The sequence below is a fragment of the Chryseobacterium sp. OV279 genome (assembly GCF_900128945.1).
Lineage (GTDB): Bacteria > Bacteroidota > Bacteroidia > Flavobacteriales > Weeksellaceae > Chryseobacterium.
This window is the reverse complement of the sequence record NZ_FQUD01000003.1, coordinates 849579-876410: the sequence shown is the minus strand read 5'-3', so window position 1 is coordinate 876410 and position 26832 is coordinate 849579. Positions and strand designations below refer to the sequence as shown.

Genomic DNA, 26832 nt, shown 5'->3' with positions numbered 1-26832 from the left:
TCGGATGCTTTCTATTGAGCTTAAAAAGTTAGAAACAAACCTGCTCATCGGAAGGACTTCAATCTATTCGGCTCAGGCAGAATATGAGCTTACAGAGCACGGAAAATCATTAAAGCCGTTAATTATGGAGCTGATCAATTGGGGGGGAAATGCATAGAGGAAAAGTGATTGGCAGTTTGAAACGAGAATAATAAGACATTTATTTATTTAACGCAAAGTTTGATTCTGATAATGCATGCTTTAAGAAATACAAAGCGGGGAATCAATTGCATTGATTTGACTAAGCGGATGTTATATCAGGCAGCTTCATCAGCAGCTATGCCGCCGCCTTTGCTTTGCTCGAACTAAAAAGCATTTTACATCAATCTTTGCGTGAAACAAAACATTTTCACAAATGCCTTAAGATTTAAAATTGAAAGATCACAGGCATGATCATTAAAATAAAAAAAAGCTTCCTGGAGGAAGCTTTTTACGTTGTATGTTTGAGTATCAGGCGAATCCGAAAAGGAAAATACCCCCGATACCATAAATTAATAATAAAATAAGAATAAAAACAAGATTAATATTCCTGAGAATAAGCTTTTTTTTACTCTGCAGAATCACGGTCTCAATAATAATATAAAGAAGCCAGACTGCGTGGAAAATGGCCATAAATATAAGCAAAGCCACTACCTCCCATCCCTGTGATTCATTAATGTTGATTAGAAAAACAAAACCAAGTGTTCCGATGATAACAACAGCAAGACGTATTAAAATATGATTTTTAACATTTTGATCAGTGGGTTGACTGACCTTTTTCTCTTTGTCTTCCTGTTTGATCTCAAACAGCTCTCTCAGTTCCGGACTCATTCCTTTTGCTTATTGTAAAGTTTCACAAAGAACTGTAATACCCCGACAAAAGCAATCAGGTTTAAGATGCCGAATAATCTAAATAAGCCCATGGAGTAGAACTCAAAAAAACTGGATATAATTTGAACAAGATCAATAAGGATAATGACTCCTACTGAAATCATGGCAATTAATGTTGCGTTTTTCATGCTCTTATTTAGATTATAAGTTTGTTTTTATATTTCTGTGTTCAGATCCCAGTTCTGAAGGTAGTCATGAACATGCTTAAGCATCATTCCACCTAAAGATCCGTCTACTACTCTGTGGTCATAAGAGTGAGACATGAACATCAACTGACGGATCGCAATCACGTCACCATCTTTAGTTTCAAGAACTGCAGGTTTCTTCACGATAGCACCAATAGCTAAAATCGCTACCTGAGGCTGAGGAATGATAGGCGTACCCATAAGGTTTCCGAAACTTCCTACATTAGAAATCGTGTAAGTAGCACCCTGTGTATCTTCCGGTCTTAATTTCTTGTTTCTGGCTCTGTACGCTAAGTCATTGATCGCTTTAGCCAAACCTGAAAGGGATAACTGATCAGCATTTTTAATAACGGGAACGATAAGGTTTCCGTCTGGTAAAGCAGTTGCCATACCGATGTTGATATTTTTCTTCTTAATGATGTTTTCACCACTGATAGAAACATTGATCATAGGGAAATCCTGAATAGCTTTTACAATAGCTTTCACGAAAATCGGCATGAACGTCAGTTTTTCACCTTCACGTTTCTCGAAAATATCTTTATGCTTGTTTCTCCATTTTACAACGTTGGTCACGTCTGTTTCGATGAAAGAAGTCACGTGTGGAGCAATATGTTTTGCTTTCACCATGTTCTCAGCAATGATCTTTCTCATTCTGTCCATTGGAATGATCTCATCGCCTGCGGCTGTAGAAATCGTAGAAACCGGTGCTGAAGCAGGAGCTTTTGGTGCTGCTGGAGCAGCAGCCTGTTGTGCAGGAGCTGCTTGCTGAGCCGGCTGGTTTCCTCTGTTGGAAACGTACGCTAATATATCTTCTTTTGTAATTCTTCCTTCTAAACCACTTCCTTTGATAGACTTCAACTCAGTTTCAGAAATGTTTTCCTGCTGTGCGATAGATTTTACTAACGGCGACAGGTAAATATCTCCTGAGAATTCTACATTGGCTGCAGCCTGTAACGGCTCTTCAATGGTTTTTAACGTTTCAGTGTCCGGAGCAGCTGCAGGAGCTTCTGTTTTCACTTCTTCTGATGCTGTATTTCCTCCTTCTCCTTCAATTTCTAAAATGGCAATGGCCTCACCAACTTTAGCAACCTCGTCCTTCTGTTTCAGGATTTTTACAATTTTCCCCGAAACTGGTGTCGGAACGTCTGAATCTACCTTATCTGTTGCAATTTCAACTACGGAATCATCCTCTTTTACATTATCACCTTCATTGAATAACCAAGTGATAATCGTCGCTTCCATAACACCTTCTCCCATGGAAGGAAGCAATAATTTGTATTCTGCCATTTTTAATTTTTAGATTTTGACAAATATATAAAAAAAATCGGTTTTTTTATGAAATATATAATCTTAGACAAATTCAACATAAATATTCTCGCCTACATTGAGTCCAAACAGGCTTTTAGCCCCGTTTTTCTTACTTCCTTTATAGATCGTAAGCTCCAATAGCTGACTGTCATTGAAGATCGCTGCCGACTGTCCGTGGAATTCTGTTTCCCTTTCCCAGTCTGAAACCACTTCCGTATGACTTGAAAAGACGCGCGAAAGTGTTAAATTTCTGAATTTTATAGTGAAACCTTCATTGCCTTTACCGGTGCTTTCAAAAAAGTCTTTACTGATATTTGAGATTATATTTCCGAAATTATCAATATAGGTGACTTCCCCAATGATCATCTTTTCAGATTCATTGAAGACCGGTTTCGGGAAAAGAAGTTCTTTGGCTGAATCTATCTTCCGTCCGATGACTTCAGGAAGCCCGCCATTAGCCAAATGGACTGCCACAGGGACAAAAACATCTGTGGAAGTGAAATTCACGATGTCGTCAAAACGGGTGTTCAGCGTGATTTCATAGATGGCTTCCGGTTTAATGTCGAAGAATATAAGACCCAGAAGTCCGTTATCCGCCGCCAGAAAATAGGAGCCGTCTGCTTTATACAGGATATTTTTTCTTGATTTATGATAAAAACTGTCTACAGACAGAATATGAATAGTGCCTTTAGGAAAATATTTATAAGCATTCCGAACGATATACGATGTCTGTATAAGGTTGAATGCCTGGATATCGTGGGATATATCAATAATATTCACCTTAGGGTTTAGAGACAGAACCTTGCCTTTCACAGCGGCGACTCTGTAATCTAAATGTCCGAAATCCGAAGTAAGGGTAATAATTGACATGAATTGGTAGTAGAATAATAGTGTTTACTGCAAAGTTATCTAAAATAAAAAGAATGCCCGAAAGATTGTAGAAAAGAATTGACAGAAATTTGAAAAAAAGCTTTAATTTTAAAATCTAATAAAAATAAAATACTGCATGTTTGAATTAACATATGATTTGGAAGATGTCGATGTAAAGACCTTCTATGGCGTTAATAATCAATATTTCAATTTGTTAAAATCAAGCTTTCCGACGCTTAAGATCACCGGAAGAGATCATTTCATCTTCGCGATGGGGAATCAGGAGGCTTTAGACATACTTAAACTTAAACTGGATGATCTCATAAAATTTATTTCCAAAAACAATTCTATTGCCCTCAAAGACGTTGAAAATGTTCTGAACATCAAAGATGAGCATGAAAAACATTTGGTTTTTGATCAGGATATCATTGTAAAAGGGGTCAACGGAAAGATCATTAAAGCTAAAACCACCAACCTTAAAAGGCTGGTTAAAGAAACCGAGAAAAAGGATATGGTTTTTGCCATTGGTCCTGCAGGAACGGGGAAAACGTACACCAGTGTGGCTTTGGCGGCGAGAGCTTTGAGAGATAAGGAAGTGAAAAGAATCGTCCTGACAAGGCCTGCTGTGGAAGCGGGAGAGAGCCTGGGATTCCTTCCCGGAGATCTTAAAGAGAAGCTGGATCCGTATTTACAGCCTTTGTATGACGCGCTTAGAGATATGATCCCTCACGAAAAGCTGGAAGGTTTTATGGAGAAAAAGGTGATTGAAGTCGCTCCATTGGCGTTTATGAGAGGTCGTACGCTTGATGATGCTTTTGTGATTCTTGATGAAGCGCAGAACACGACTCATGCCCAGATGAAAATGTTCCTGACCAGAATGGGGATGAATGCCAAGTTCATCATCACCGGAGATCCAACCCAGATCGACTTACCACCGAAACAACAATCGGGGCTGAAGGAAGCAATGAGAATTCTGAAAGACGTTAAAGAAATAGGTTTTGTACACCTTACGGAAGAGGATGTAGTAAGACATCCGGTTGTGAAGAAGATTATTTTAGCCTACAACGAGGAAGATAAAAGACTTAAAGATTAAAGAAGGAAAGAATATAAGTTTGTTTTGGGATTAATTTTTTTTCGTGAATTTTATAATTAGAACTGTTTGTTTGTGAGAATATTCTTAGCCACTATTTGGTGTTTTAAAAAAAAGAATTAGTTTTGCAACCGAATACTAACAATAACTCATGAAAAAAAATCTACTTATTGCAGCTTTGGCTGTACTAGGCGCCAACTTAAGCGCACAGGAACTAAGATTCGGTCCTAAAGCCGGTTATTCTTTATCTACCCTTAAATTTAAAAGCAGCGGAGAATCAGAAAGCACAGATCCATTACATACTTTCTATGTGGGAGGTATGGTTGAGTATAAAATCAGTGATAAATTTGGTTTACAAGGGGAAGTTTTATATTCTCAATTGGGAGGAAAAGTATCCAAAAGTGTTGAGGATGAAGACAATGAATTGATCAAAGTTCAAAACAAAATGACTTTCGGTACTTTATTGGTTCCTGTTTCTGCCAAATATTTCATCACTGAAGGTTTATCAGTTTCTGCAGGGGCAAGTTTTGGATATATCCTTACTGCAAAATCTAAAACAGTTACTGACTTAAATTTTGGAGGACTAATCCCAGGATTAGAACTTGGTGCTGATGATGAAACCGATATTAAAGACCAGACCAATACTTTGAATATTGCTCCTTTCTTAGGTGCGGAGTATGCGTTGGAAAACGGATTATTCTTTGATGCCAGATATAATATGGGAGTATCCAACTTAGCTAAAAATCCTGTGAATGGTGAGAAAACCACTAACAGCTTTTTACAGGTGGGTATAGGTTTCAAATTCGGAGGGAACTAATTCTTCAGAAGCTTAACAAAAGATACAGAGCGGGACAAAATTTTGTCCCGCTTTTTTGTTGTTGTAATGAATGTAGTTTGTTAATTTTATGTTAATGAAGAAAATAATTATTAATTTTGTGGTATCAATCAAACTATTTAAATAATGAAAAAACTATTTTTACTAGGTGCTTTTGCACTGTTAGGAACTGCGGCACACGCGCAGGAAGGTTTTAAACTGGGAGGGCACATTGGTATTCCTGTAGGAGATGCCGGCGATGTATCTTCATTTACATTAGGGGTGGATGCTGCTTATATGTGGAATATCACGAAAGGCCTTGACCTTGGGGTTACCACAGGATATTCTCATTTCTTCGGAAAGGATAATTTTGATGATTTCGGGTTTATTCCTGTAGCGGTTTCCGGAAAATACAAATTCTCGGGAGCACCTATCTTTGTAGGATTGGATCTTGGATATGGGATTTCTGTAAAAGATGGAGTAGACGGAGGTTTCTATGCACAACCTAAATTTGGTTACCAGATGAAGAAAGGTGAACTGTATTTAGGTTATCAGACGATCAGCAACAGACGTGACTATGGTTGGTATACTGCCAGCTGGAACGTAGGGGCTATTAATATTGGATACAATTTCTTCCTAAAATAAAGAAATATTAAGAAAATACAACAAACTCTGGCTTTCTGGCTGGAGTTTTTTTATTTGAATACCAATGAATATCTGATATGATTAGGTATTCCAGATGAATGCATAGGTTTAATGGATAAGAATAGTGAATTTATCTCAAATAATAAACATTTGTTTAATTTTAAGACTAATCTCTTAAATATTAACGTTTTAGAGCATTATTACTTACAATAATCAGAAATGAACATGAATTTAAAAGAAATTATAAAATCTAAAAAGTTAAGTATATTTCGCTTCTGGTGATAAATTGTAGATTTTTTATTCTAAATATTGTGAAAAAAACAACATCCTATAATTAGTACGTTTAATTTTCGGAAAACACCAATGTTCATCAATGATATTAATCACGTTAACAAATTTTAATATTAGCCGGACCCACTGTAAATTTGCCATCAGAAAGTATTAAAATTATTATAAAATGAAAAAATTAGTATTAGCTGGTGCAATTGCACTTTTCGGTTTATCTAATGCACAGATTGCAAAAGGTACTGCATATATTTCAGGACAAGTAGGTTATTCTCAAGAAGAGAACAACAATACTGACAAGAAAATTGAAAGCTTCAAAGTTATCCCTACTGTAGGTTACTTTGTAGGAACAAACTTAGCTGTAGGTTTAGGAGTAGGTTACAAAAACGATAAAACTACAACTAGCGTAACTAATTCTTTTGGTGGTACTACTGTAGTTACTGAAAACGAAGGTACAAAATCTGCATTTGTTGTAGCTCCTTTCGTAAGAAAATACTGGACTATTGCTGACAAATTATACATCTTCGGTCAATTAGAAGTTCCTATGGAATTCGGTACTGAGAAAAACGAAATCAACGCAACTGCAACTACAGGATCTACTACAACTAGTACATCTACATCTACTAAAGCTAACTATACTTCAATCGGAGTTAACATTAAGCCAGGTTTAGATTATTTCTTGAACAAGAACTGGAGCATTGAAGCTACTATCGGTGAATTCGGATACAACACTTCTAAATTTGATGTTGATGGTGCTAAAAGCGTAAACAACTACAAGTTCGGATTGAATTTATCAGCTGTAACTTTCGGAGTTAAATATGTATTTGCTAAGTAATTAACAAAGCATTTATCAAAATAGAAAGCCCTAAGATTTATTTTAGGGCTTTTTTTACCACTAAAAATAAAATTTTTAATAATAATCATGAAAAAAATCTTATTGGCATCAGCGCTTGCTTTCTTTGCAGGCATGAATGCACAGACAACATTTGGTGTAAAAGCAGGTTATGCTTCTTCTAAACTGAATTCTAACGAAAACAGCATTGAATTTGGAGGGATTTCAGGGGATTTAAAATCAAAATCCGGATTCTATGTAGGAGCTTTGGTTGAGCACAAACTGAACAGTAAATTTGCTCTTCAGGGAGAAGTGGAATATGCTAATTTAGGAGGAACAGCAAAGGTATCAATGCCTGGAGGAGTTTCTGTCACTGAAAAATTAAACTTCAACAGAATCGTAATTCCTGTATCCGCAAGGTATTATGCAACGCCGGAATTGGGTATTTATGCAGGTCCATATGTGAGTTTTAAAACCAATACGACGGCAAAAATCGAGGTGAGCGGAGCCATGTCTAATCCTCAAGGGATCAGTGCAGGAGAGGAATATCTTGAAAAAGCGTTCAATGATAATTTGAAATCTACAGATTTCGGACTTTTCTTTGGAGCTGATTATAACGTATACAAAGGATTATTCGTAGATGCGCGTTACAGTTTCGGACTGACGAACATGATCAAAGATCCTGTAAACGATGAAAAATTGAAAATGAATTTCTTCCAGATCGGGTTGGGATACAAATTCAAATAAGATAAAATAACCTGAGTTCGGGATAAGATATTTCATTTTTTATCATAATGTCGGGAAGTCAGAAGCTCGAAGAGGGAAGTTATTGAAGTTCGAAGATAGAAATCAGGAGTGTCTTTATTCATCTTTTTAGAACGAATTAAGGATAAAACAAAACAAAAAACTCTCAGAAATTCTGAGAGTTTTTTTATGTCTTGTGGCTGTAAGCTTTATTATTTGCCCATCATTCCGCCCATTCCAGGCATGTTTGGCATTTTGCTCATCATCTGCATCATCTGTTTTCCCTGAGGTCCCTGCATCATCTTCATCATTTTCCCCATTTGCTCGAACTGCTTCATCAGCTGATTCACATCTTCAATTTTTCTTCCTGCTCCTTTTGCAATTCTCTGTTTTCTCTGGGTATTGATGATAGAAGGTCTTCTTCTTTCGTCCGGAGTCATAGAATAAATGATCGCTTCAATATGTTTGAATGCATCATCACTGATCTCAACATCTTTGATGGCTTTTCCAACCCCCGGAATCATTCCCATAAGGTCTTTCATATTACCCATCTTCTTAATCTGGTTGATCTGCTTAAGGAAATCATCAAAACCAAATTCGTTTTTAGCGATCTTTTTGTGTAGTTTCTTAGCTTCTTCCTCATCAAACTGCTCCTGAGCTCTTTCTACTAAGGAAACAACGTCTCCCATTCCTAAGATTCTGTCTGCCATCCTTTCCGGATAGAAAACATCTAAAGCTTCCATTTTCTCACCGGTAGAGATGAATTTGATAGGTTTTTCTACTACCGAACGAATCGTTAAAGCAGCACCCCCTCTCGTATCACCATCTAATTTGGTAAGAACAACACCGTCAAAATTCAAAGCATCGTTGAACGCTTTAGCTGTGTTTACAGCATCCTGACCCGTCATGGAATCTACTACGAATAATGTTTCCTGAGGCTTGATGAAATAATGTACGGATTTGATCTCGTTCATCATCTGCTCGTCAATCGCAAGACGTCCTGCGGTATCCACGATTACTACATCATGACCGTTTGCCTTTGCGAAAGCAATCGCGTTTTCAGCAATGGTAGAAGGATTAGTAGAACCTTCCTCTGTAAATACGGGAACCCCGATCTGGCCTCCCAATACTTTAAGCTGGTCAATAGCAGCCGGACGGTAAACGTCACAGGCAACCAATAAAGGTTTTTTTGCTCTTTTTGTTTTTAAATGATGAGCCAGTTTTCCGGAGAAAGTAGTCTTACCGGAACCCTGCAGACCCGCAATAAGGATCACAGACGGTTTCCCTGAAAGATTGATTCCTTCCTGAGAACCTCCCATAAGTTCTACTAATTCGTCATGAACGATTTTCGTCATCAACTGTCCCGGTGTAAGGGAAGTAAGAACGTTTTGCCCTAAAGCTTTATCCTGAACTCTTTTGGTAAGATCTTTTGCAACTTTATAGTTAACGTCGGCATCTACCAGCGCTCTACGGATTTCCTTTACGGTCTCCGCTACGTTGATCTCTGTGATTTTTCCGCGTCCGGAAATATTATGTAGAGCCTTGTCTAATTTATCCTGTAAACTATTAAACATATTTATTGTAAATTATAGGTTTGCAAAAATAAGGAATTTTTAGCATATGCAAAGTGTTCGGACACGTAATATTATATATATAGAAAAAATGATAAAAATCAAATCGTATGAAAATACGATAGAAAAAGTCTATTTTTGCGATCAGTTAAAATAAACCTCATAGAAACAGAGGTTGAAAATAAGTTTATAATGAAATTAAATCCTAATATCTTAGTTACGGTATTATTCTTTTTAACATTTCTGATCCATTTTTCCCTTTGGAAATTTGTTTTTCACTTAGATGAGATTATTATTGTTAAATTTTATCTTTTTTTAAGTGTAATGTTTATGCTGATGATTACAATGATTGTTTTAATTAATAGAGTAGTGCCGGAATTTTTAGGGCTGTCTGTGATTGGTTTGATCCTTTTAAAATTCGGTTTAATGTACTTAATCAGGAAGAAATTGAACTTTGAAGTGATTCCAGGCTATAAATTTCATTTCATTATCCCTTATTTCGTCCTGACCACGCTGCTTACCTACTATGCGATTAAGCTGATTAATCATGACAAAAAACAGTAAAATTATTTATTGAAAATAGAAAAAATATTATATTTTTGCACAACGAAAAAAACCTATCAATGTTTAAGAAATTCGCAGTTTTATTCTACAGTATTTTTGTATTAAACTTAGTGTCTGCACAGCACGGTGAGGCTGCTGCCGGAACAGTTCCAGCACAGGAGCTTTCAGAAAAAGACAAAGCAAGTAAAGAAAACAAAGAGTTCATCGATCATCACTTGTTGGATGCTCATGACTTTACATTGATGGTGGATAAAGATGGTCACCACATCGGATTCCCTCTTCCGGTTATTTTTTATGATAACGGAATCCACGCTTTTATGAGCAACAGTAAAGAAGGTTTCATGCACGGTGAAACTACTGAAGTAGACGGTTCTTATTATAAACTGCACCACGAGAAAATTTTCAAAACGGATGCAGCAGGAACTTTAACACTTGGTGAAGATGGTTTTCCTACTAACGAAAGACCTTTAGATCTTTCCATTACAAAGAGTGTACTTATTCTTTTATTAGTATCTGTCTTTATGCTGGTAGTATTTGCTGGAATGGCTAAATCTTACAAGAAATCAGTAGTTCCTACAGGAGCAGCAAGATTCTTAGAGCCGTTAATCATTTTCGTAAGAGACGAAGTAGCGATCCCGAACATCGGACACAAGTATAAAAGATTTATGGGTTACCTGTTAACCGTATTCTTCTTTATCTTATTCCTTAACGTATTAGGATTAATGCCTTTCGGAATCAATGTTACAGGTAATATTACCATGACATTCTTCCTTGCAATCCTTACGTATTTAATCACGACGTTCTCTGCTAACAAAGATTACTGGAAGCACATCTTCTGGATGCCGGGAGTACCTGTACCTATGAAGCTGATCATGTTGCCAATCGAATTGTTAGGAACGATTACTAAGCCTTTCGCATTGATGATCCGTCTTTTTGCTAACATGACGGCAGGACACATCGTAGTAATGAGTTTGATCGGATTGATCTATGTATTTAAGAACTTCGCAGCTGGTGTTGCATTCCCGTTCTTAACGTTAGTGATCTATTTATTGGAAGTATTGGTTGCATTCCTACAGGCTTATATCTTTACGATGTTATCAGCTTTGTTCATCGGAATGGCAGTACAGGAGCACGAGCACGAACATCATGCAGCTCACTAATTGAAATTGTAAATTAAAGTAAAACAAATTTTTTAAAATTATATATTATGGAAATCCCTAAAATTGTAGGTGCTGGTATCGTAGTACTAGGTGTAGGTATCGGTCTTGGTAAAATCGGAGCTGCTGCTCTTGAAGCTATCGCTAGACAACCTGAGCAATCTGGAAAAATCCAAACAGCTATGCTTATCGCTGCTGCACTTGTTGAAGGTGTTGCGTTTGCTGCTCTATTCGCAGTAAACTAATTAAAATCAAACCATTACCCGTAACGGTTGGTTACAGGTAATGGTTTTTAAGAAAAAAAGTAATAATTATTTATACATTTATATAATGGAATTAATTCACCAGTTTTCATCAGGATTATTTATTATCCAGTCTGTTATTTTTCTAGCATTATTATTTTTGTTAGGCAAATTTGCCTGGAAACCTATTTTAAAATCGATCAATGACAGAGAAACTTCTATTGTTGATGCTCTTAATCAGGCTAAATTGGCAAGAAAAGAAATGGAGACTTTAAAAGAGGATAACGAAAGAATTATTCGTGAAGCTAAAATCGAAAGAGATGCTATCCTTAAAGAAGCGAGAGAAATTAAAGATAGAATCGTAGGTGAGGCTAAAGATGCAGCTAAAAATGAAGGCGACAAAATGATTGAAGCAGCTAAGCAAACGATCCAGACTGAGAAAAATGCTGCTATGGCAGACATCAAAACTCAAATCGGTGCTTTATCTGTAAACATCGCTGAATCTATCCTTAAGCAGAAGTTGGATAACAACGAAGCTCAAAACGAATTAGTTCAAAATTATTTAAACAAATCTAACCTTAACTAAGAATGCTTACATCTAAAGTAGCTAAAAGATACGCACAGGGACTGATTGATTTCACCAATGAATCAGGTCAGACAGCTGCTGTATTTTCTGAAATGAAAGATGTAGTGAAGATCATGTCTCAATCTGCGGATTTGAACAAGTTCTTCGGTACGCCTTACATTGATGCAAAAAAGAAAATAGAGGTAGCAGACCAGATCTTTAAGGATTTTTCAGTTTCTTCGCAGAATCTGATCAGACTAGTGATCAAGCACGGACGTGTGAATCAGTTGAAAAATATTGCTCAGGAGTTTATCAATAAGGTAGAGGATATCAACGGGGTACAGAGAATTACTCTTACTACAGCGACTCAGCTTTCTCAAGAGAACCTTGATCAGATCTTAAGATCTACCAATCTGGTAAAAGCAGATTCAAACTTTGATCTTAATGTAAATGTGAAGCCTGATATTTTAGGGGGTTACATTTTAAGAGTAGGTGATCAGCAGATCGATGCATCTGTGAAAACCAAATTGAATCAGATTAAAAAAGATTTTCATTTAAATTAAGAAAAAACAACCATATAATGGCAGAAATAAATCCGGCAGAAGTATCTGCGATCTTAAAACAACAGTTGGCCAACTTCGACACTCAATCTAACGTTGAGGAAGTAGGTACAGTTTTAACCATCGGTGATGGTATTGCTCGTGTATACGGGTTAGAAAATGTACAGTACGGTGAGTTGGTTAAATTTGCTAGTGATGTAGAAGGTATTGTACTTAACCTTGAAGAAGACAACGTAGGTGTTGCTCTACTTGGGGAAAGTAAATTAGTAAAAGAAGGAGATACAGTAAGAAGAACAAACAGAATCTCTTCTATCAAAGTAGGAGAAGGTATGTTAGGAAGAGTAGTAGATACTCTTGGTAACCCTATCGATGGTAAAGGTCCTATTACTGGGGATTTATACGAAATGCCATTGGAAAGAAAGGCTCCTGGAGTTATCTTCAGACAGCCGGTAACTGAGCCTTTGCAGACAGGTATCGTTGCGATCGACTCTATGATCCCTGTAGGAAGAGGTCAGAGAGAGCTTATCATTGGTGACAGACAGACAGGTAAAACTACTGTTGCGATTGATACGATCATCAACCAAAAAGAATTCTTTGATGCAGGACAGCCTGTATATTGTATATATGTTGCCATCGGTCAGAAAGCTTCTACCGTAGCACAAATCGTTAAAACCCTTTCTGATAAAGGAGCTTTAGCATATACTGTAATCGTTGCGGCTAACGCATCAGACCCGGTTCCGATGCAGGTATATTCTGCAATGGCAGGTGCTTCTATCGGTGAGTTCTTTAGAGACTCTGGTAGACCGGCATTGATCGTTTATGATGATTTATCCAAACAAGCGGTAGCTTACCGTGAGCTTTCTCTACTATTGAGAAGACCACCGGGACGTGAAGCTTATCCTGGAGACGTTTTCTATCTTCACTCAAGACTATTGGAAAGAGCAGCGAAAGTAATTGCTGATGACAATATCGCGAGCCAGATGAACGACTTACCTGAATCTCTAAGACCAATCGTAAAAGGAGGCGGTTCATTAACTGCACTTCCGATTATCGAAACTCAGGCTGGTGACGTTTCTGCGTATATTCCAACGAACGTAATCTCTATTACAGACGGACAGATCTTCCTGGAGTCTGATCTATTCAACTCAGGGGTTCGTCCTGCGATCAACGTAGGGATCTCTGTATCAAGAGTAGGAGGTAACGCTCAGATCAAATCAATGAAAAAAGTGTCTGGTACTCTTAAATTAGACCAGGCTCAATATAAAGAATTGGAAGCGTTCGCTAAGTTCGGTTCTGACCTTGATGCTTCTACTTTAGCAGTAATCTCTAAAGGAGAAAGAAACGTAGAGCTTCTTAAGCAGCCGGTAAACTCTCCGCTTCCTGTAGACAGTCAGGTAGCTATGATTTATGCGGGTACTGAGAACTTAATGAGAAACGTTCCTATCAAAAAAGTAAAAGAATTCCAATTAGAATATATTGAGTTCTTAAGATCTAAGCATCCTGAGACAATGGCAGCTCTTAAAGCGGGTAAAATCGACAACGATATTACAAGTGTTCTTAAGCAGGCGGCTAACGACTTAGCATCTAAATATAACTAAAAAATTCAATGTTTAAGGTTTAAAGCTGGCCTTTGAACCTTAAACTTTATACATTGAAAACATAAAATGGCAAACTTAAAAGAAATACGAGGAAGAATCAGTTCAATTTCATCTACGATGCAAATCACACGTGCTATGAAAATGGTTTCCGCTGCGAAACTTAAAAAAGCACAGGATGCAATCGTAATGTTAAGACCTTATTCTGAAAAGCTACAGGAGATCATCCAGAATGTAAATTCTAGCTCAGATCCTGATCAGGTTTCTATTTATGCTCAAAAAAGAGAGGTTAAAAGAGTACTTTTCATCGCTGTAACTTCAAACAGAGGTTTGGCTGGTGCTTTCAACTCTAATGTTGTAAAGGAGCTAAACATCCAGTTTCAGAATAAAGCTCAATATGAGGTTGAAGTTCTTACAATTGGTAAAAAAGCTTACGATGCTGTAAGAAAGACTCGTGCAGTTTACTCAAATGAAAGCGCCGTTTTTGATAATCTGAACTTTGAAGCAGTTTCTCACCTTACTGAAGCAGCCATGAGCAGTTTCAAAGAAGGTAAATTTGACGAAGTTTATGTCATCTACAATAAATTTATTAATGCTGCTACTCAGGAAGTAACTACAGAACAGGTTTTGCCTATTTCTATGGCAGAAGCTAATCCTGCAGAGCCTCAGGTAGAAACAGATTATATTTTTGAGCCGAATAGAGCTGAGATTTTAGATAATTTGATTCCAAAGTCTATTAAAACTCAGGTTTTCAAAGCTGTTTTAGATTCTGTAGCGTCTGAGCACGGTGCAAGAATGACAGCAATGCATAAAGCAACTGACAACGCACAGGAGCTTAAGAATGACCTTGTCATTTTCTACAACAAAGCAAGACAGGCTGCTATTACGAACGAAATCTTAGAGATCGTTTCAGGAGCAGAAGCTTTGAAAAATTCATAAAGAATTATTTTTATATCATACAAAAAGCATCGACACGGTCGGTGCTTTTTTTGTATAATTAAAGTTTGGCAGATAGAGAATATTTATGGTTTTAATTGTTTTTAATGGAGAATGAATAACTCTTTTATCTTTCTTTAGCCTGTAAAACCTTCGGTATTCCCAAATATGTATTCCGTGTTCAAAAAAGATTCTAAATCGTTTTTTAATACTCTGGAGACTTCCATTTTTACGCTTCTATCTTCTGTCTTAGAAAATTACATTCCCAAAATATCTTAACCCCAATGCAGGTTATTTTTATTTTATCTATCTTTGTATCCTAAAAATATACAACTTCTAAATGGACTCGGACATAGTCAGGCTTTTGCTAGCCTTATTTCTTGTTTTACTCAATGGCTTTTTCGTAGCCGCAGAATTTTCAATTGTTAAAGTTCGTTATTCACAAATCCAGTTAAAAGCCGCCGAAGGTAACTCTATGGCAAAGCAGGCAGAACATATTATCAAGCATCTTGATGAGTACCTGTCCGCTACACAGCTTGGTATTACCTTAGCATCTCTTGCTTTGGGTTGGGTAGGTGAAAGCGCTCTGCATCATGTAGTTGAAAGTATCTTCCACTCTTTGAGCGTAGAACTGACTCAATCTACAATTACTACAATTTCAGTAGTAACCAGTTTTGTACTGATCACAGTAATGCATATTGTATTCGGGGAACTTATTCCTAAATCAATTGCAATCAGAAAATCTGAAGCGACTACAATGGCTACAGCAGTACCGTTGAGAGTTTTTTATACCATCTTCAAACCGTTTATCTGGTTGATGAACCTGATGTCTAATACCTTCTTAAGGCTGGTAAAAATACATCCGGCTTCCGAACAGGAAATTCACTCCACCGAAGAGCTTCAGCTTTTGGTAAAACAAAGTGCGGACAGCGGTGAGATTGAAGAAGAGAACTATGAGATCATTAAAAATGCTTTTGATTTTACAGATCATTCCGCAAAACAGATCATGGTTCCAAGACAGAACATCACTTCAATTGACTTTGAAGAAGATATCAACGAAATCATTAATAAGATCATGGATAGTGGTTATTCGCGTATTCCGGTGTATCTTGATTCCATAGACAATGTGATCGGTATTTTCTATACGAAAGAAATTATCAGAGAATATGTTAAAAGAAAAGGGGATTTAAGCCATGAGGATCTTAAAGATCTGATGCGTGATGCATTCTTTGTGGTAGGAAGTAAAAAGATTTCCGACCTACTTAAGATATTTCAGCAGAAAAAACAGCACCTTGCCATCGTTATCGACGAATTTGGAGGAACTGAAGGTATTATCACCCTGGAAGATATTCTGGAAGAGCTGGTAGGAGAGATTCAGGATGAAGAGGATGATGAAGACAAATTGGTAGATAAGATCGGAGATAATATTTATTGGGTTCAGGCTACACAGCCTTTGGACGAGATTAATGAACATCTTCCTAAAAAGCTGCCTCTATCTGAGGAAAGCGAATATAATTCCCTGGCAGGATTCATTCTGCATGAGCTGGAAGATATTCCGGAAGAGAATGATGAATTTGACATGGAGAACTATCACTTCAAAATTCTGAAAATGAATAACAAAAGTGTAGAACTCGTTGAATTAGTGTATGAAGGCCCGAATGTACTCAGTGATCTGGCCGATAAATTAGGTGAAGTTTAAAGAGAGAAAAAGAAATGATTTTTTATAACAGCATAAAAGATTACGAAGATCCGAAACGTCAGTATGAAGAAGAAGTACTGGTACTGGATGATACGGATGAAGTGTATAAGCTGGTTCTTCACAATGATGACATTCACACGTTTGATTATGTGATCGATTGTCTTGTGGAGATTTGTAAGCACACCCTGGAGCAGGCAGAACAGTGTACCATGCTGGTGCATTATAAAGGTAAATGCACTGTAAAAACAGGTTCCCTGGATCTTCTGAAACCCATGCATGAAAAAATGCTTTCAAGAGAATTGACAAGCGAAATAGTATAAATGAAACTCTGCCAGAAGGCAGAGTTTTTTATTTAAAATGTATTTTTTCTTAATATTTATACACTTATTAGTGAAAAATAAGATTAAATTTATTTATATTCGCAATTAAGACACGTCAATTTAATATATAAACCAATGAAACAAAAAATTACTTCGCTTATTCTCTGTGGTATATTATGCTGTTCTGCATTAAACGCTCAGGAATCATCTTTTGAAACACCGGCTAAAAGCTGGATCAAAGAAAACACAAGAAATTTAGGAATTCCAGGATTCAGTGAACTTACACTAAGCTCGGTACGTAAAGGAAATACAGGTGAGACACTGCGCTTTCAGCAGATGATCAAAGATGTGCCGGTTTTTCAGTCTGTAATTGTCGTTCATTTCAACAAAGAGGGCAAAATAAGCTATACCGGAACTGAAAGTTTGAAAAAAAATCTGAAAGAAGTTGATACCGTTCCTTCTTTTCCGGCATCAGAAGCCGTTCAAAAAGCTCATATCGCTTCTAAAACAAAAGGGGCAGTGACTTTTGAAGAAAACAAACTATTTGTTTACAATACAGAATCAGGAGACACGAAGCTGGTTTACAGGGTTGTGACGAGTTCTTTTGACAACCCCGGTAGCTGGGAAACCATTGTAGATGCAAAAACAGGCAGTGTAATAAGCATGCAGGATATTTCTGTAAAGCATCACGATAAAAACGATCCAACGCCAAAGAAAAATAAAAAAGTAACACCAAAGAAAGCTCCCGTAACCGGTAGCGCCTATATTTTTGAACCGGATCCTTTGTCTAAAACAGGATCAGCTTATGCAGGTAACTTTGTAGATAATAACGATGCGACCAATGCCAGCCTTGATGCGGCAAGAACTTTAGTGACTATTCCTGAACTTGATCTTACAGGAGGAGTTTACACCCTAAAAGGAACGTATGCAGAGATTAAAGAAATAGAAGCCCCTGCAAAAGGGATTTTTACACAATCTACCAACCAGTTTTTATTTAACAGAAGTGATGATGGATTTGAAGCTGCTAATGCTTACTGGCACCTTGATAACAGCCTTAGATACATCAACGTAACGTTAGGGATTGTTTGCAAACCTGCACAAAACAATGGTGTATTAAGATTTGATCCTCATGGTTTTAACGGTTCTGATAATTCCCATTATCTGACCGGAAGCGAGTCACTTGGATTTGGAGAAGGTGGTGTAGATGATGCTGAAGATGCCGATGTAATATTACATGAACTGGGACACGGAATTCATCACTGGCTGGCTGGAGGAATTTCCAATGCAGACGGACTGAGTGAAGGATGCGGAGATTACTGGGCACATTCCTACAGCAGAAGCTTAAATCAATGGCCTTCCACAGCTCCTGAGTATCAGTGGATGTTTAACTGGGACGGGCATAATCCTTTCTGGCCAGGAAGAATAACCAATACAACCATGACTTATCCGGGATCAGGATCTTACTATGATAAAGCACAGATCTGGTCTGCTGCATTGATGAGAATCTGGAATAGAATAGGTAAAGAAAAAACAGACAGAGCCTTTTTAGAAGGACTGGACTTAACGACTTCAACTACTAACCAGCAGAATGCCGCTATTGCCGTAAGACAGGCAGGAATTGATATGCTGGGACAATTTGGATTCAATTGTAGTGATATTACGGCTATGACAGAGGAATTTACGGCAGCTGGATATGTACTGCCTGAATACAGTTGTGTACTGAGCACAAAAGAAACGACAAAAGAAAATCTGATTTCAGTATATCCAAACCCTGTTTCTGATCTGCTGATCGTTTCATGGAAAGGAAATAAAGAAGAAAAAGCTGAAATATTCAATATGGAAGGAAGAAAAGTAATGGAAACCACGATAGGAAGCAACAGAAATAAAATTGATGTTTCAAACCTACCGTCCGGAAACTATATCCTGACTGTAAAAGGCATTGAATTGTCTGCAAAATTCATCAAGAAATAAAAATCTTAAATAAAATTTTAAAATCCGGTGTTCAGACATCGGATTTTTTTTGTTTTAAACCAATTTGTAGAAGGATTGTTTTAATTGCATTCATCTAAAATAGTATATTTGTACCAACTATAAAGAAACAAAAAAAGAATGCTTGTAATAGGAATTGCTGGAGGTACAGGATCCGGCAAAACTACAGTTGTTGACAAGATACTGCAACAGCTTGATATCGAAGGAATGAATATCCTTTCTCAGGATAATTATTATCACGATAACCCGAATCTGACACTGACCGAGAGAGAGGCGCTTAACTACGACCACCCAAAGTCTATAGATTTCGATTTAATGATAAAACACGTGAAAGCTTTAAAAAACAATGAGCCTATAGAACAGCCCATTTACAGCTTTGTAACGCATTCCAGAACGGGCGACCACGTCACTGTAGAACCTAAAAATGTATTGGTAGTAGAAGGTATTCTGGTCCTTACGAACAAAGAGCTGCTGAAAGAATTCGATTTAAAAGTATTCGTTCACGCAGATTCAGACGAAAGACTGATCAGGAGAATCAGGCGGGATACCCAGGAAAGGGGAAGAGACCTGAGTGAAGTCCTTCACCGTTATCAGACCACTTTGAAGCCAATGCATCAGGAATTCATTGAACCATCAAAGAATGACGCAGATTTGATCATTCCGAATATGAGACAGAATTCCGTAGCGATTGATTTTCTAACTACTGTTATTAAAAATTCGTTGAGAAAACATTAAAATGGAAGAAAACAAACTTATTAAAGACATCCAGCCGAAGTCTGAAACATTGAAAGTTATTCAGAAATATGTCCTGAATAAATACACCATTACCATCTGTATGTTTCTGGTCTGGATGATATTCTTTGATAAAACATCTTTCCTTGTTATTAATGAACTGAACGGCGAAATCAGCCGATATGAAGACCAGCTGGAATACTATAAAAAGGAATACGAAAAAAACGACACCTTTTATAAAAAGCTGATGAACAATAAATCGGAAAAAGAAAAATACGCCAGAGAAAACTATTTTATGAAAAAACCGGATGAAGAAATCTTTATCCTGGTAGTAGATAGTGCCAATGAGGCGAAAAAATAATTTGAAATGTGAAAAAGTCAATTTGCTTCGCAGTGAATTGTCAATCGTCAATTTTTGTAAATTTACCATTGACTTGCGGAGCAAAAATTCACCATTCACAAGATAAAATAATAATAATGTCAATAGTGAATAGTGAATAGTCAATTTTGTAGATTCACCATTGACTTGCGGAGCAAAAATTTACCATTCACAAAATAAAATAATAATAATGTCAATAGTGAATTGTCAGCTGTCAATTTTATAGATTTATAATTGACTTGCGAAGCAAAATTCACCATTCACCTATTGACCATTAACAAATAGCCAATGTCCAATACAGATATACTTCCAAACTGGGAAGCCTTAGTTAAAAAACAGCTTAAAACAGAAGATATTTATTCTATCCTGAAAAAAGAAAATCTGGAAGGAATAGAGGTGAAACCTTTTTACAGTGAAGTTCAGAAACCTTTGGCCAACCTGCCAAAAGTGGAAGAAAACACTCATCTGGTAGCCAGATATCATGAAAGTCTGGAAGAGGATGTATTTGCGTTTATCTTAGACCATAATGTAGAAACGCTTGAGCAGAAAACGCTTTTTGTTAATAATAAAGATCTGGCCGGCCACATCAGTCCGCAGGAAGAAGATCAGTATTATTCTTTAATTGATGTTTTTAACGAAAACGAAGGGAATATTGATGACCAACTGGCTAAAGAACTTTTGGCCAAAGATTTCAAAAGGAACATCTGTGTGGATATTTCACTTCACCAAAATGCAGGAGCAGCGATTTACCAGCAACTGGGAATTGCTTTGTCAAAAACAAAAGAACTTACTGAAATTTATGGTCCTGAAATTTTAAATAAACTGATTTTCAGAGTAGCTGTAGGAGGAAATTATTTCTTTGAAATGGCAAAACTGAGAGCTTTTAAAATAGTCTTTAACCAACTTTCCAAAGAGTATGGTTTAAATGAGATTCCCTATATTTTTGCTGAAACGTCTTTGAGAAATAAAGCGGTTGCAGATAATGAAAATAACCTGATCCGTTCTACACTGGAACTTGCTGCTGCCATGATTGGAGGAGCAGATGCTGTTTTCAGCAGTAATTATCTGGTCAACAGAAGTACGGACATTTCAGAAGAAATCTCCTTTAAACAGCAGATTGTTTTAGCTTACGAGAGTATCATTAACGTATTTGAAGATGCATCGAACGGAAGTTATTATGTAGAAGATGTCACCAGTCAGATTGCAGAAAAAGCATGGGATTTGTTTGTTGAAATGGAAGAAGCTGGTGGTTATCTTGTGCTTTTAAATCAGGGAGTTATTCAGAAAAAAATCTACGATCAGGCTGTTCAGGAGCAGCAATGGGTAGAAGAAGGGAAAATAAAGCTGATAGGAGTTAATTTATACCCCAAACTGGACGTTAAAAGATCCATTCAAGATCTATACAGCGAAAAGGAAATAAAAGCCGTACGTTGGGCTGAAATGTTTGAATAATTTCATCGGTTCTTTTATTGTATACAAGTGCAGCTTTTTAATTTTTAAAAATTAAACGCAAACATCTGTGAAACCCGTGCTATCTGTGGTTAAAAAAATAATATCCAAGCAATGCAAGAAAAGCTGATCGACCTATTTGAATACACCCATCATTTCAACAGAGAAATGATTAAAGTTATTTCTGAAAACATCATAAAAGTGGATGAAAAAACGATCAGTCTGATCAATCATACGCTTAATGCCCAACAGATCTGGAATTCACGGATATTGGGTGAAGAATCATTTGAAGTCTGGCAGATCAATCCTTTTGAATCTCTGGAAGAAATCAATCATCAGAATTTAAAGAAAAGTATTGATATTATTCAAAAATCTGACCTTGATAAAAAGGTAGCATATCAAAATTCAAAAGGAACAAAGTTTGAAAACAGTATTTTTGAAATGCTGTTCCACGCCATCAATCATTCCACCTATCACAGAGGACAGCTCAATTCACTACTGAAACAGAATGGTATTGATCCATTGTTGACGGACTATATTTTTTATAAGAGATAAAAAAAACATATGATGTTTTAACTTTGCGTAATATAACACACAACAACCAATTAAGGGGCAGCTTGTATTCGTGATGTCCTGCTGAGCGGAGTCGAAGCATTCTTAGTTAGTGTTAAATTATTTATTAATAAAATTCTAGGCGAAATCTGTGGAAAATAAATTAATCAACAAAGAAATTCAAGATTATATCAATGCAAATCTAGATACAGATCTGCATACACTCTTATTAAAAAAATCCCCATTTCCAGATGTTTCCATGCCGGAAATCGTTCAGCAGATCAAAGGAAAACAAACAGCCCGGAAGAAATTTCCGTTTTTACTGAAAGATGGAATTGTTTTTCCACCACAGCTAAATCTGGAACAGTCCTCTTCAGAGAAAACAGCTGACTATAAATCCCAAATTCTTAAAGGAAAGAAATTTATTGATCTGACCAGCGGCTTTGGAATTGACGCTTATTATCTGTCCAAAAATTTTGAGGAAATCACTTTGGTGGAGCAGAATCAGGAATTATTGAGCATTGTGGAACATAACTGGGGCATTTTAGAACGAAAAGCGACATTCATCAATCAGAATCTGGAAGACTTTTTACAGACCAATCAGGAACATTTCGATGTCATTTATCTGGATCCTGCGAGAAGAGACCAGAATAAAAATAAGGTATTTCTTTTGGAAGACCTTTCGCCGGATATTCTTCAGATCAGAGAAAAACTACTCACTACGGCAGATCAGGTAGTCGTAAAACTGTCTCCATTGATTGATCTGAAATATCTGATTTCAGTGGTTCCGGGCATTTTCAGGATCGAAATTATAGGGGTAAAAAATGATGTTAAAGAAGTTGTCATTTTCCTTTCCAATGAACAGAAAGAAGGAATTACAGTGAACTGCATCAATCTTGAAAGCGGAGAATCTGCCTTTAGTTTTACATTTGGCGAGGAAGAGAATAGTCAGGCAATATATTCTGAACCGGAAAAATTCATCTATATTCCCAATAATGCTATTTTAAAAGCAGGAATTTTTAATTTGATCTCAGAAAGGTTTGGGTTAAAAAAACTTCATCCCAACACCCATATTTACACTGCATCCGAAAAGATTAATAATTTTCCGGGAAGAGAAATAGAAATGGAAGTAATTGAATCTAAACAGGTTAGAAAGAAAGGGCAGTTCAATATCATTTCAAAGAATTATCCTTTAAAACCGGAAGATATTAAAAAGAAATACGGGCTAAAAGATGGCGGAAAGGACTATCTTATTTTTACACAATCCAAAAAAGGGAAAATTATTTTAAAATCAGTATAAAAATGTTGCCCCAAAAAGCAGGATTTCTTAATTTTGGGCAATTAAAAATTTAAGAATGAAATCGCTTGCTGTTAAAATAATCATAAACGGCTAAAATGATGCGATTCCATATGACCTTTAAAAAATAAATTTTACATATGAAAAAATTAATTATATGTTTAGCTGTTGCGACGGTAGCTGTAAGCTGTAAAAAGATCCAGGCAGGAGGAAACAAGAATACGCTGAAACTGGAAGAAGGAGTAGAGAGATATTCTGACGACGCTCAGGGTGGAGGTGAAGCACACGGTCATGAAGCTGCTGCAGGACACAAAGAAGCGGCTCCTGCTGAAAAGCATGAGGCTGTAGCTCCTAAAACAGACAGTACTGCTTCTGTAAAGCCTGCTGAAGCCGCAAAAGCTCCGAAAGCTGAACACTAATTACTAGTACACGATATAAAAATGTCCTGCCGAAATGCAGGACATTTTTTGTGCAGATTCTAATGAATCAATTTCAAAATTTAAGGATTAGATAAGCTTTTGTATCACTTGGTAAAAGACTTTATCTGTCCCTTAAGTGTGGCAGGTGATCAGATTTATTTTTCTAACAAAAAAATATTATAAACATTAAGAAATTAAGATCTTAAAAGATAGGGTGCTTAAAAAACTTAAAAAAATCAATTTATTGATTTCTTCATTCAAACAGTAAGCGTGCTGCTTAAATCCTTAATGTTTAAATTAAGAAATAAACTAAAGTTTATTAAGGTTAAGAAAAATAAGATCAATCTTAAACAGACTCTGATAGGTTTGATTAAATTTATTTTACTCCCCAAGTTTTGAAACTGAGCCTGAATAATAACAGTTCTTCGGAAAATTATCTGTTTTTGTTTGCTGCTGCAGACCAATTTTTTTACTTTTAACAAAACAAATTTTTAAAATGCAAGAGACATTAAATTACATTAACGAAAACAAACAGCGTTTCGTGGATGAATTATTTGAGTTACTGAGAATTCCTTCTATTTCTGCAGATCCGGCTTATAAAAATGATGTATTGAAATGTGCGGACGTGTGTGCAGAACATCTTAGAAATGCAGGGGCAGATCAGGTTGAAGTATGTGAGACAAAAGGCTATCCGATCGTTTTCGGAGAGAAAATATTAGATAAAAACCTTCGTACGGTATTGGTATACGGACATTATGACGTACAGCCTGCAGATCCGTTGGAATTATGGAAAAAACCACCTTTCGAACCTTATATTGAGAAAACTGAACTTCACCCTGAAGGAGCGATTTTCGCAAGAGGTTCTGCTGATGACAAAGGACAGTTTTTCATGCATGTGAAAGCGTTTGAAGCGATGATGAAAACGAACACACTTCCTTGTAACGTTAAATTTATCCTTGAGGGTGAAGAAGAAGTAGGTTCTGTGAGCCTTGGAGACTTCGTTAATGAGAATAAAGAAAAACTTTCTTGTGACTGTATTCTGATCTCAGATACGCATATCTATAGCAACGAACAACCTACAGTAACAACAGGTTTAAGAGGATTAAGCTATGTAGAAGTTGAAATCGAAGGACCCAACAGAGACCTTCACTCAGGACTTTACGGAGGGGCGGTTCCAAACCCTATTCACGTACTTTCCCGAATGATTGCTAAATTGATTGATGAAGACGGACATATTACCATCGATGGATTCTACGACAATGTAGAAACAGTATCAGATGCAGAAAGAGCGGATATGAATAAACTGAAGGATAATCCTGAAGAGTTCAAGAAATCTATCGGACTGAGCGGAGTGGAAGGTGAAAAAAGCTATACAACGCTTGAAAGAACCTCTATTCGTCCTACGTTAGACTGTAATGGTATTTGGGGAGGATATACGGGAGAAGGAGCTAAAACAGTAATTCCTTCTAAAGCTTCGGCTAAGATTTCAATGCGTCTGGTTCCTTATCAGACTCCGGAAGAGATCACGGAAAAATTCACGAAGTATTTCGAAAAGATTGCTCCTGATAATGTGAAAGTAAAAGTGACTCCTCACCACGGAGGTATGCCTTACGTATTGCCAAGTGATACCAAAGAATTTCTTGCGGCTAAAGAAGCTATGGAAACTGCGTTCGGTAAAGAAGTTCTTCCGTACAGAAGTGGGGGAAGTATTCCAATCACAGCGATGTTTGAAAAAGTATTGGGAGCGAAGTCCGTGTTGATGGGCTTTGGGCTTGATTCAGATGCAATTCACTCTCCGAATGAACATTACGGATTGTTCAATTTCTATAAAGGCATTGAAAGTATTCCATTGTTCTTCGAAAATTATTCTAAATAATTAATATTTTATAAAGATATTGTATAAAGCGTTCCAACATCGGAGCGCTTTATGCTTTTTTATGATAATATCCCTATCAAATGATATTTTTTTAGTTAATGTATGTGATTATTTTTAGTTCAACCTAAAAATAATACCATGAAAAAAATTTACTCTATCGCACTCTGCTTATTTTCAGCAATTTCCTTCGCTCAGCAGCAGATGATTTCCTTTGAAAGTTTGGATGGATTTTATATAGGAAATATCCACGGGCAGGGAACCTGGATCAGTACCCCAACAGGAGATGTGCCTCCCAATGTTCTTAACCAGTTAATCTGTACAGACAATGCAACAGATGGAATAAATTCTCTGAAGATTGTAAAAGAAAATACATACGGAACTCAATCTATTCCCATTATCGGAGCATTTGATAACCTACCCATTCTGCTTTCTCACAACAGCTTTACGGTTTCTTTTGATATCAATATGTCTCAGCTTAATGGCTCAATTTTCAGCTTCCAGGGATTGAGCAGCGCAGACGAGAAATATGTGGTCAGAGTGGATTTTGATAACACAGGAACGGTTAAAATACTAAAAATGTCTTCAGGGGTTCCTGTCATGGAGTCCACCGCTGCAACTTGGTCACCGAATATGTGGTACAGACTTATGGTGGTAGGAACTTCTACAGGGATTAACTATTTCCTCAATGGAATTTTAATATATTCCGGTACAGCCGCCGAGGCAATGGGGATCAACCAGCTGCGTTTTGTACATGATAATGCGGAAGGAACGGCATATTTTGACAATCTTAAGGTGTATAATCTAGCCATGCTATCAACTGCCAATGTAGCGGCCAATAAAAACAGTATATCAGTATATCCTAATCCTGCCACCGATTTTATTCAGATTAATTCTTCCTGTAAAATAAAAAGTATACAGCTGTATGATTCAGCGGGGAAAAAGATTCCAACAACAGCAGAAAATAACAAAATGGATGTAAGAAACCTTACTGCCGGGCTCTATTTGGTTAATATAAAAACAGAGAATGGTAATTTTTCTGAAAAGTTTATTAAAAAGTAGCTTGATTTCTGTATGATCGTAGTTTTCATTGCTTTAAGGTTTATTTGTCTCTGTATGGTGAATATTGTTGCTTTTTACTGATTCTTTAGTTAAAATATTTTTGTTATGAATGATTTGTAGAAATATAATTTTAATATTGAATTTGCTTTAAAATCATTAAAATGACAGATTTTATATTTTTTAATTAAA

Annotated in this window: 29 protein-coding genes; 24 read left to right on the top strand and 5 right to left on the bottom strand. The window is 36.7% G+C overall.

The genetic code is table 11. From position 1 onward, the window contains the following. Positions 1-4 precede the first annotated feature (4 nt). The gene (locus BUA72_RS24855) at positions 5-157 is read left to right on the top strand and encodes a winged helix-turn-helix transcriptional regulator (RefSeq protein ID WP_083544234.1); all 153 of its coding nucleotides are present in this window, start codon (positions 5-7) and stop codon (positions 155-157) included. 332 nt (positions 158-489) lie between these two features. Here BUA72_RS24855 and BUA72_RS16480 read toward each other — a convergent pair whose 3' ends face one another. The 4 genes from BUA72_RS16480 to BUA72_RS16465 form a co-directional block, all read right to left on the bottom strand. After that, on the bottom strand, positions 490-849 hold the full coding sequence (locus BUA72_RS16480) for a hypothetical protein (protein ID WP_047455491.1): 360 nt from the start codon (positions 847-849) through the stop codon (positions 490-492). Further along, positions 846-1037: a hypothetical protein gene (locus tag BUA72_RS16475; protein ID WP_072923960.1), complete on the bottom strand. Its 192-nt coding sequence runs from the start codon at positions 1035-1037 to the stop codon at positions 846-848. Before BUA72_RS16475 ends, BUA72_RS16480 begins: the two co-directional genes overlap by 4 nt. A gap of 27 nt (positions 1038-1064) precedes the next feature. Then, positions 1065-2381, bottom strand: coding sequence for a dihydrolipoamide acetyltransferase family protein (locus BUA72_RS16470; protein WP_072923958.1), 1317 nt, complete (start codon positions 2379-2381; stop codon positions 1065-1067). A gap of 63 nt (positions 2382-2444) precedes the next feature. After that, on the bottom strand, positions 2445-3272 hold the full coding sequence (locus tag BUA72_RS16465) for an SAM hydrolase/SAM-dependent halogenase family protein (protein WP_034725363.1): 828 nt from the start codon (positions 3270-3272) through the stop codon (positions 2445-2447). Between the two features lie 136 nt (positions 3273-3408). Between BUA72_RS16465 and BUA72_RS16460 the strand changes: the two genes are divergently transcribed. The 5 genes from BUA72_RS16460 (at position 3409) to BUA72_RS16440 (ending at position 7685) form a co-directional block, all read left to right on the top strand. Then, a complete protein-coding gene (locus BUA72_RS16460) occupies positions 3409-4365 on the top strand; it encodes a PhoH family protein (protein ID WP_034725364.1) in 957 nt (318 codons plus the stop codon). A 148-nt stretch (positions 4366-4513) separates the two neighbouring features. Then, positions 4514-5179, top strand: coding sequence for a porin family protein (locus BUA72_RS16455; RefSeq protein ID WP_052202565.1), 666 nt, complete (start codon positions 4514-4516; stop codon positions 5177-5179). A 144-nt stretch (positions 5180-5323) separates the two neighbouring features. Continuing rightward, entirely contained in the window at positions 5324-5821 is a 498-nt protein-coding gene (locus BUA72_RS16450; RefSeq protein ID WP_047455487.1) for a hypothetical protein, read from the top strand. Between the two features lie 457 nt (positions 5822-6278). Then, the gene (locus BUA72_RS16445) at positions 6279-6941 is read left to right on the top strand and encodes an outer membrane beta-barrel protein (protein ID WP_047455485.1); all 663 of its coding nucleotides are present in this window, start codon (positions 6279-6281) and stop codon (positions 6939-6941) included. Positions 6942-7028: 87 nt separating this feature from the next. After that, positions 7029-7685 (top strand): porin family protein, encoded by a 657-nt coding sequence (locus BUA72_RS16440; protein WP_052202564.1) that lies wholly within the window; start codon positions 7029-7031, stop codon positions 7683-7685. Positions 7686-7894: 209 nt separating this feature from the next. On the opposite strand, the gene ffh is transcribed toward BUA72_RS16440, so the two are convergent. Beyond that, positions 7895-9256, bottom strand: a complete 1362-nt coding sequence (ffh, locus tag BUA72_RS16435) for a signal recognition particle protein (RefSeq protein ID WP_034725370.1) — start codon at positions 9254-9256, stop codon at positions 7895-7897. A gap of 189 nt (positions 9257-9445) precedes the next feature. On the opposite strand from ffh, the gene BUA72_RS16430 reads away from it, so the two are divergent. The 18 genes from BUA72_RS16430 to BUA72_RS16345 all read left to right on the top strand — a co-directional run bounded on the left by BUA72_RS16430 (position 9446) and on the right by BUA72_RS16345 (position 26643). Next, on the top strand, positions 9446-9817 hold the full coding sequence (locus tag BUA72_RS16430; protein WP_034725372.1) for a hypothetical protein: 372 nt from the start codon (positions 9446-9448) through the stop codon (positions 9815-9817). A gap of 59 nt (positions 9818-9876) precedes the next feature. Continuing rightward, a complete protein-coding gene (gene atpB, locus BUA72_RS16425; protein ID WP_034725374.1) occupies positions 9877-10977 on the top strand; it encodes a F0F1 ATP synthase subunit A in 1101 nt (366 codons plus the stop codon). 47 nt (positions 10978-11024) lie between these two features. Further along, positions 11025-11219: an ATP synthase F0 subunit C gene (atpE, locus tag BUA72_RS16420; RefSeq protein ID WP_002979108.1), complete on the top strand. Its 195-nt coding sequence runs from the start codon at positions 11025-11027 to the stop codon at positions 11217-11219. Between the two features lie 85 nt (positions 11220-11304). Then, positions 11305-11802, top strand: a complete 498-nt coding sequence (locus BUA72_RS16415; protein WP_034725377.1) for a F0F1 ATP synthase subunit B — start codon at positions 11305-11307, stop codon at positions 11800-11802. A gap of 2 nt (positions 11803-11804) precedes the next feature. Then, a complete protein-coding gene (atpH, locus tag BUA72_RS16410) occupies positions 11805-12344 on the top strand; it encodes an ATP synthase F1 subunit delta (RefSeq protein WP_034725379.1) in 540 nt (179 codons plus the stop codon). 17 nt (positions 12345-12361) lie between these two features. After that, positions 12362-13939: a F0F1 ATP synthase subunit alpha gene (gene atpA / locus BUA72_RS16405; protein ID WP_047455481.1), complete on the top strand. Its 1578-nt coding sequence runs from the start codon at positions 12362-12364 to the stop codon at positions 13937-13939. A 66-nt stretch (positions 13940-14005) separates the two neighbouring features. Further along, entirely contained in the window at positions 14006-14875 is an 870-nt protein-coding gene (gene atpG, locus BUA72_RS16400; protein WP_047455479.1) for an ATP synthase F1 subunit gamma, read from the top strand. A gap of 337 nt (positions 14876-15212) precedes the next feature. Next, the gene (locus tag BUA72_RS16395; protein ID WP_072923956.1) at positions 15213-16571 is read left to right on the top strand and encodes a hemolysin family protein; all 1359 of its coding nucleotides are present in this window, start codon (positions 15213-15215) and stop codon (positions 16569-16571) included. A 14-nt stretch (positions 16572-16585) separates the two neighbouring features. Beyond that, positions 16586-16891, top strand: a complete 306-nt coding sequence (locus BUA72_RS16390; protein ID WP_047455475.1) for an ATP-dependent Clp protease adaptor ClpS — start codon at positions 16586-16588, stop codon at positions 16889-16891. Positions 16892-17026: 135 nt separating this feature from the next. Next, a complete protein-coding gene (locus BUA72_RS16385) occupies positions 17027-18862 on the top strand; it encodes a T9SS type A sorting domain-containing protein (protein WP_072923955.1) in 1836 nt (611 codons plus the stop codon). Between the two features lie 138 nt (positions 18863-19000). Beyond that, positions 19001-19615: a uridine kinase gene (udk, locus tag BUA72_RS16380; RefSeq protein ID WP_034725384.1), complete on the top strand. Its 615-nt coding sequence runs from the start codon at positions 19001-19003 to the stop codon at positions 19613-19615. Between the two features lies 1 nt (position 19616). Continuing rightward, positions 19617-19973 carry an FtsB family cell division protein gene (locus BUA72_RS16375; RefSeq protein ID WP_047455472.1) on the top strand — a complete coding sequence of 119 codons (357 nt, stop codon included), beginning with the start codon at positions 19617-19619 and terminating at the stop codon, positions 19971-19973. A gap of 306 nt (positions 19974-20279) precedes the next feature. Beyond that, positions 20280-21443 (top strand): methylmalonyl-CoA mutase family protein, encoded by a 1164-nt coding sequence (locus tag BUA72_RS16370; protein ID WP_072923953.1) that lies wholly within the window; start codon positions 20280-20282, stop codon positions 21441-21443. A 111-nt stretch (positions 21444-21554) separates the two neighbouring features. Next, a complete protein-coding gene (locus BUA72_RS16365; RefSeq protein WP_072923952.1) occupies positions 21555-21995 on the top strand; it encodes a DinB family protein in 441 nt (146 codons plus the stop codon). Positions 21996-22143: 148 nt separating this feature from the next. Continuing rightward, positions 22144-23292 carry a class I SAM-dependent methyltransferase gene (locus tag BUA72_RS16360; RefSeq protein ID WP_072923951.1) on the top strand — a complete coding sequence of 383 codons (1149 nt, stop codon included), beginning with the start codon at positions 22144-22146 and terminating at the stop codon, positions 23290-23292. Between the two features lie 137 nt (positions 23293-23429). Further along, a complete protein-coding gene (locus BUA72_RS16355; RefSeq protein WP_072923949.1) occupies positions 23430-23708 on the top strand; it encodes a hypothetical protein in 279 nt (92 codons plus the stop codon). A gap of 496 nt (positions 23709-24204) precedes the next feature. Further along, on the top strand, positions 24205-25584 hold the full coding sequence (locus tag BUA72_RS16350; RefSeq protein ID WP_072923948.1) for a dipeptidase: 1380 nt from the start codon (positions 24205-24207) through the stop codon (positions 25582-25584). 138 nt (positions 25585-25722) lie between these two features. Continuing rightward, the gene (locus BUA72_RS16345; protein ID WP_072923946.1) at positions 25723-26643 is read left to right on the top strand and encodes a T9SS type A sorting domain-containing protein; all 921 of its coding nucleotides are present in this window, start codon (positions 25723-25725) and stop codon (positions 26641-26643) included. Positions 26644-26832 lie beyond the last annotated feature (189 nt).